The 2,498-nt window shown below is 68.7% G+C and carries 2 protein-coding genes; both read right to left on the bottom strand.

Going from position 1 to position 2,498, the window contains the following annotated elements:
* Positions 1-176: 176 nt before the first annotated feature.
* Positions 177-1,730, bottom strand: coding sequence for an NCS1 family nucleobase:cation symporter-1 (locus QH290_RS10625; RefSeq protein ID WP_280382714.1), 1,554 nt, complete (start codon positions 1,728-1,730; stop codon positions 177-179).
* 92 nt (positions 1,731-1,822) lie between these two features.
* Positions 1,823-2,419 (bottom strand): GntR family transcriptional regulator, encoded by a 597-nt coding sequence (locus tag QH290_RS10620; RefSeq protein ID WP_280382713.1) that lies wholly within the window; start codon positions 2,417-2,419, stop codon positions 1,823-1,825.
* Positions 2,420-2,498 lie beyond the last annotated feature (79 nt).

The raw sequence follows: 2,498 nt of genomic DNA, 5'->3' as shown, positions 1-2,498 counted from the left end.
GCGGGGGGCCCGCGCGCGCCGGTTTGTTTGGGGGCGTTGTTGGGCCCGCGGCCCCTGTCTCGGGCCCCCTCACCCCCCCCCGCGGCGGGGCCCCGCCCCCCCCGGCCAACACTGGTCGATCACCGCCGTCATGGCGGCCGTGGTGTTCGGGTTGATTACACGAATTCTCATGATCCTCAACGGGTTTCGAAGTGAACAGCGGGTAGTCGGAAGCGACCGCGGGTGGCCAGCACCGGATACAGCAGCAGGCCCAGCGCGCACCCGATGAACCAGGAGTACTGGGCCGCGGTGTGCATGCCGGTGAGCTTCCCGCCGGTGATCACCGGGAACATCGCGGCGACGGCGCCGATCACGGTCACCACGATCGCGGCGGGGTTGTACCCCTTGCGATACCAGTAGGTGCCGCGCTCGGACATCGTGAACAGGTCGTCGACCGCCACGCGCTGCTTGCGCACCAGGTAGTAGTCGGCGATCAGCACGCCGAACAGCGGTCCGACGAAGGCGCCCAGCGTCTCCAGCGTGTAGTGGATGACGTCGGGATTGTTGTAGAGGTTCCACGGCGTGATGACCAGCGAGCCGACCGCGGCGATCATGCCGCCCGCCCGCCAGGTGACCTTCTGCGGATTCACGTTGGAGAAGTCGAAGGCGGGGGAGACGAAGTTGGCGACGATATTGATGCCGATGGTCGCGACCGTGAATGTCAACGCGCCCAGCACGATCGCGAAGGTGTTGTCGATGCGGGCGACGGTGGCCACCGGATCGGTGATCAGCTCGCCGTACACCGGCACGGTCAGTGACGCGGTGACGACGACCAGCAGCGAGAACACCAGGAAGTTCACCGGCAGGCCGAGCAGGTTGGCCCGCTTGACGGCGCCGAAGGACCGGGCGTAGCGGGAGAAGTCGCCGAAGTTCAGCATCGGCGCGGAGAAGTAGGACACCACCAGCGCGATCGCGCCCAGCATCACCGGCACCGACGCCCAGCCGGTCTTGGTGACCCCGCCCAGGTTCAGGTCGATCGCGCCCCACCCCGCCTTGGCGATCAAATACCCGCACAGCGCGAACATCACGACATACACCGCGGGACCGCAGAAGTCGATGAACTTGCGGATGGATTCCATGCCGCGCCAGAACACACAGGCCTGCAGCACCCACAGCAGCAGATAGCTGCCCCAGCCCAGCGCCGACAGCCCGAGGAACCCGTAGTCCTCCACGACCGCGTACGGGGCCAGGTCCGGGAAGAGCTTGATCAGCACGACATCGAGGGCGGCCGAGGCCAGGAAGGTCTGAATGCCGTACCAGGCGACCGCTATGGTGCCGCGGATGATGGCGGGAATATTGGCGCCCAGCACGCCGAACGCGACGCGGGAGATCACCGGATACGGCACGCCGGCCCGCTGGCTGGGCTTGGCGACCAGATTGCAGAACACGTTCACGATCCCGATGCCCACCACCAGCGCGACCAGCACCTGCCAGCTGGCCAGGCCGAGGGCGAACAGGCTCCCGGCGGTGACGTACCCGCCGACGCTGTGCACGTCCGACATCCAGAACGCGAAGATGTTGTAGACGCCCCAGGTCTGCTTCCGCAGCGGCGCCAGATCCTCGTTGGTCAGCCGCGGGTCGTAGTCGGGAGCGGAATCGCCCAGCCGAGCCGCCGTCGTGTCCGCGGATGTGCCGGGGGTCCGGCCTGTCTCGCGGCCGGTGGCGAGTGCCGGTGCGTCGGTCTCGGTCATGTCGCACATCCGATCGATCTGTCCCGCGGCGGCGGGGTGAAGCGTGATTCGGACGACGGTAGCGAGCCGGTATTGCCTGTTTGTTGCGAGAACTATATATCTTCCGGAGCGGCCGGATCGGCGAACAGTCCGATATCGGTCGGCAACCCGGAGACCACGTGATTGAGCCGGGAATGATGCTGTTCGGTCGCCGCCAGCAGCGCCTCGGCATCCCCGGCCAGGAACGCCGCGAGCTGGCGGCTGTGGTCGGCGTGCAGCACCGCCCGCTCCCCGGCGCTCACGTGCACCATCGGCTGCACGGGTTCGGTGATGTTCCAGGCGAATTCGAGCATGTGCACCAGCCGCGGCATGCCGGACGGACGGGTCAGGGCGAGGTGGAAGGTGCGGGTCTCGCGATGGTAGGCGGCCGGATCCTCCTCGAGGACGGCCCGTTCCAGCCGGGCGTGCGCCTCGGTGGCGAGGCGGTGGTCCTCGGCCCCCGCGCGCCGGACCGCGGCCGCCAGCGCCGCGGACTCCAGCTGCTCGCGCACCACGTACAGCTCGCGCAGCTCGGCCGCGGTGAGCCGGGTGACCGTGTACCCGAAGTTCGGGCGGTGCTCGACCAGGCCCTCGCCGATCAGCGTTTGCAGCGACTCCCGGACCGGGATGGCGCTGACGTCGAAGCGGGGCGGGGTAATGCGCCCAGGCACCCCCGGTGCAGGGGCCGCGGGGCCCAGCCGGTTTCGCCCCCCCCGCTAGGCCGGGAGAGCGGGGGGGGAGTTTTCGCGG

Source organism: Nocardia wallacei (assembly GCF_029869545.1).
Taxonomy (GTDB): Bacteria; Actinomycetota; Actinomycetes; order Mycobacteriales; family Mycobacteriaceae; genus Nocardia; species Nocardia wallacei_A.
Note: the sequence above shows the minus strand (reverse complement) of the source record. Positions and strands in the feature narration are given on the sequence as shown.

Coding starts and splice junctions, on each gene's coding strand:
- QH290_RS10625 (WP_280382714.1), bottom strand. CDS start 1,730: ATGACCGAGACCGACGCACCGGCACTCGCCACCGGCCGCGAGACAGGC.